Origin of the sequence: Pseudomonas sp. K5002, from assembly GCF_013386655.1 — a bacterium.
Taxonomy (GTDB): Bacteria; Pseudomonadota; Gammaproteobacteria; order Pseudomonadales; family Pseudomonadaceae; genus Aquipseudomonas.
The window spans coordinates 1-3,900 of record NZ_JACARK010000622.1 but is presented as its reverse complement, the minus strand read 5'-3'; the positions used below and the strand labels follow the sequence as shown (position 1 = coordinate 3,900).

Here is a 3,900-nt window from a genome sequence, read left to right as displayed (position 1 = left end):
GATACAGGCCCAGGGCGGCCTGGCGTTGCTCGCTTGGCGTCAGGGCGCGGCGGGCTTTGCGCAGCATGCGTCGAAGTTGCGGGCGTGAAAGCGGCGCAGGTTCGGTCATGGTTTTCGGCTCATAAAACAATGCCAGTCCTGGGACTGGCATTGGATTTGGGAATCAGGCTCCCCGACAGAACCGCTGTCGACTTAGCCCTTGAACCCGAAAGTTCAAGGTGGAAGAAACAGTAGGCTTTAAGGCTTTCCGTCTAGCGGACATGCACACCAGCCCAACGTGTAACTTCCAGGGTAGTGCGAATCGGCTCAGGGACATCGCCGACTGGCAAGCACGCCAGGGAGTGGGGCGAGTATACCCGAAACCGACGCCGCAATCAGCCCTTGGGTGGCTCTGGATCGGTAGAAAGTACCAGATCGACCCGCTCCAGCAGGTCGCGCACCTGCTCGCGCGTCGAGCCGCTGGCCTGCACGTCAGGCCGTTCCTGCTTATGCAGCAGATCGTGGGTAATGTTCAGGGCGGCCATCACGGCGATGCGATCGGCGCCGATGACTTTGCCGCTGCTGCGGATTTCGCGCATCTTGCCGTCCAGGTAGCGGGCAGCGCTCACCAGGTTGCTGCGTTCTTCCTGGGGGCAGATGATCGAATATTCTTTGTCGAGAATCTGCACGGTGACGCTATTGCTTGAACTCATGAGTCTTGCTCCAGGGCCTTCAGGCGCGAAATCATCGATTCGACCTTACGCCGGGCGATTTCGTTTTTTTCAATGAGGTGAGCGCGTTCCTCGCGCCAGGTCTTTTCCTGAGCTAATAGGAGTCCGTTTTGGCTCTTAAGTTGCTCGACCCGGTTAATTAGCAGCTCGAGTCTGGCCATCAGCGCTTGCAGGTCGGTGTCTTCCATTGGGTTCCACTGGATTTTGTCTGATGAATGGCAACTGCTGGATAAACGATCTGACGCCCTTGATAGTCTTGGTACGTCTGCCGATGCTAGGATACAGCGCTTCATTCTAGACATTGCGCCGTCTGGCGCCTAGCTCACCATGCCCATTCAGAACTCCCCGTACGATGCTTTTTCCAAACTGCTGAGTTCCAGCGGTCATCCTTGCTCGCCTGCCGAACTGCACGGCGTGCTGCTGGGCCGCAGCTGCACCGGTGTCGGCTTTGATGCCGACAACTGGCTGGCCGACGTCGCCGAGCTGCTGGAAACCGAGCCTACCGAAAACGTGCGCAATGCGCTCATCGGCCTGCAAGAGATGGTTAAAGGCGAGCTGACCGGTGATGACGTCACCGTCGTCTTGCTGCTGCCTACCGATGACGCGCCGCTCACCGAGCGCGCCGCCGCGTTGGGCCAATGGTGCCAAGGCTTCCTCCACGGTTTCGGCGTGAACGCCGGCGGCCTCGACCTGAGCACCGATGCCCAGGAAGTGCTGCAGGACCTGGCCGCCATCTCTCAGGTGCAAGACGCCCTGGAAGAGTCCGAAGACGGCGAAAGCGACTACATGGAAGTCATGGAATACCTGCGCGTCGCGCCGCTGCTGCTGTTCACCGAGACCCGTAAATCGGCTGAGCCCGCTGCACCCAAGCCGTCGCTGCACTAAGAAAGGAAGCCCATCTGCCCATGATCCATATCCCCAAAGCGGAATACACCCGGCGCCGCAAGGCGCTCATGGCGCAGATGGAACCCAACAGCATCGCCATCCTGCCGGCGGCCGCGGTAGCCATCCGCAACCGTGACGTCGAGCACGTCTACCGCCAGGACAGCGACTTCCAGTACCTGAGCGGCTTCCCCGAACCGGAGGCGGTGATCGTGCTGATGCCCGGCCGCCAGCACGGCGAGTACGTGCTGTTCTGCCGCGAACGCAATGCCGAGCGCGAACTGTGGGACGGCCTGCGAGCGGGCACCGAAGGCGCGATTCGCGATTTTGGCGCCGATGACGCCTTCCCGATTACCGATATCGACGACATCCTGCCCGGCCTGATCGAAGGCCGCGACCGGGTGTATTCGGCCATGGGCAGCAATGCCGAATTCGACCGGCACCTGATGGAGTGGATCAACGTGATCCGCTCTAAAGCGCACCTCGGCGCCCAGCCACCGAACGAATTTGTTGCCCTGGATCATCTGCTTCATGACATGCGCCTGTATAAATCGGCGGCAGAAGTGAAGGTGATGCGCGAGGCGGCGCGGATTTCCTGCGCGGCCCATGTACGGGCGATGCAGGCCAGCCGCGCCGGGTTGCATGAGTTCAGCCTGGAAGCGGAGCTCGACTACGAGTTTCGCAAGGGCGGGGCGAAGATGCCGGCCTATGGTTCCATCGTCGCCTCGGGGCGCAACAGCTGCATCCTGCATTACCAGCAGAATGACGCGGTGCTCAAGGACGGCGACCTGGTGCTGATCGACGCCGGTTGCGAGATCGACTGCTACGCCAGCGACATCACCCGCACCTGGCCGGTGAGCGGCAAGTTTTCCGCCGAGCAGAAGGCGATTTATGAAATCGTGCTGGCTTCCCAGGAGGCCGCCTTTGCTGAAATCGCCCCGAACAAGCATTGGAACCAGGCCCACGAGGCGACGGTGCAAGTGATCACTGCCGGGCTGGTGAAGCTGGGATTGTTGCAGGGTGATGTCGACGAACTGATCGCCAGTGAAGCCTATAAAGCCTTCTACATGCACCGCGCCGGCCACTGGCTGGGGATGGATGTGCACGATGTCGGCGAATACAAGGTCGGCGGCGAGTGGCGGGTGCTGGAAGTCGGCATGGCACTGACCGTGGAGCCGGGGATTTACATCTCGCCGGACAACCAGAACGTGGCGAAGAAATGGCGTGGCATTGGCGTACGCATCGAGGACGACGTGGTGGTGACCAAGCAAGGCTGTGAAATTCTGACCGGTGGCGTGCCCAAGTCCGTCGCCGAGATCGAAGCATTGATGGCGAGCGCCCGATGAGCCGGGTCAACCTGGCGATTATCGGCGGCGGCCTGGTGGGTGCCAGCCTCGCATTGGCCTTGCAGGCCGGGGCCAAGGCCCGGGGCTGGAAGATCGTGCTGATCGAGCCGTTTGCCCCCGGCGACAGCTACCAGCCGAGCTATGACGCGCGTTCTTCAGCGCTGTCCTTTGGCGCGCGGCAGATCTATCAACGGTTGGGCGTGTGGCAGGAAATCTCTCGCCGCGCCGAGCCGATCAAACAGATTCATGTGTCGGACCGTGGCCGCTTCTCTACCGCGCGCCTGTCGGCCATGGAAGAGGGTGTGCCGGCGCTTGGCTACGTGGTGGAAAACGCCTGGCTGGGCCAATGCCTGTGGCAAGGGCTGGACAAGGACGTGGTCAGTTGGCGTTGCCCGGCGGAAGTTACGCGCATGGAGCCGCTTGCCGATGGCTACCGCCTGACCCTCAATGACGAAACCGTGCTGGAGTGCGACCTCGCGGTGCTGGCCGATGGCGGTCGCTCAGGTTTGCGCGAGCAACTGGGCATCGGCGTTAAAAAGCGGCCGTACAACCAGAGCGCCCTGATCGCCAACATCACCCCAAGCGAGGCCCACAACGGCGAGGCGTTCGAGCGGTTCACCGACGAAGGCCCGATGGCCTTGCTGCCGTTGCCGGACAACCGTTGCGCGCTGGTCTGGACCCGCATCGGCATGGACGCCAAGCGCCTGGCCGAGCTGGACGAACGCAGCTTCCTGAATGAACTGCAGGGCGTGTTCGGCTACCGCCTGGGCACCCTCAAGCAAGTCGGTGCGCGCCACCTGTACCCGCTGACGCTCGTGGAAGCGGAAGAACAAGTGCGCTCTCATCTGGCCGTACTTGGCAATGCCGCCCACAGCCTGCACCCGATTGCCGGTCAGGGCTTCAACCTGTCCCTGCGGGATGCCTACGCGTTGGCCGAGGCGCTGCTGGCCGGGCCGGCGATT

Annotated in this window: 5 protein-coding genes, 1 other RNA gene and 1 pseudogene; 3 read left to right on the top strand and 4 right to left on the bottom strand. The window is 62.1% G+C overall.

Annotation, left to right across the window (positions count from 1 at the left end; translation table 11 throughout):
* The 4 genes and pseudogenes from HX846_RS24885 to HX846_RS24870 form a co-directional block, all read right to left on the bottom strand.
* A pseudogene (locus tag HX846_RS24885) lies at positions 1-109 on the bottom strand (5-formyltetrahydrofolate cyclo-ligase); the annotation flags it as partial.
* A 56-nt stretch (positions 110-165) separates the two neighbouring features.
* Positions 166-344, bottom strand: a non-coding RNA gene (gene ssrS, locus HX846_RS24880) — 6S RNA.
* A gap of 30 nt (positions 345-374) precedes the next feature.
* On the bottom strand, positions 375-692 hold the full coding sequence (locus HX846_RS24875; RefSeq protein WP_003213956.1) for a cell division protein ZapA: 318 nt from the start codon (positions 690-692) through the stop codon (positions 375-377).
* Positions 689-898: a TIGR02449 family protein gene (locus HX846_RS24870; RefSeq protein WP_003213954.1), complete on the bottom strand. Its 210-nt coding sequence runs from the start codon at positions 896-898 to the stop codon at positions 689-691. Before HX846_RS24870 ends, HX846_RS24875 begins: the two co-directional genes overlap by 4 nt.
* 139 nt (positions 899-1,037) lie before the next feature.
* Here HX846_RS24870 and HX846_RS24865 point away from each other — a divergent pair, with 139 nt between their 5' ends.
* The 3 genes from HX846_RS24865 to ubiH form a co-directional block, all read left to right on the top strand.
* A complete protein-coding gene (locus HX846_RS24865; protein WP_003213952.1) occupies positions 1,038-1,595 on the top strand; it encodes a YecA family protein in 558 nt (185 codons plus the stop codon).
* A gap of 20 nt (positions 1,596-1,615) precedes the next feature.
* On the top strand, positions 1,616-2,938 hold the full coding sequence (gene pepP / locus HX846_RS24860; protein WP_102370134.1) for a Xaa-Pro aminopeptidase: 1,323 nt from the start codon (positions 1,616-1,618) through the stop codon (positions 2,936-2,938).
* A partial coding sequence (gene ubiH / locus HX846_RS24855) for a 2-octaprenyl-6-methoxyphenyl hydroxylase (RefSeq protein ID WP_178966291.1) occupies positions 2,935-3,900 on the top strand: 966 nt, incomplete at its 3' end. The genes pepP and ubiH, both read left to right, overlap by 4 nt.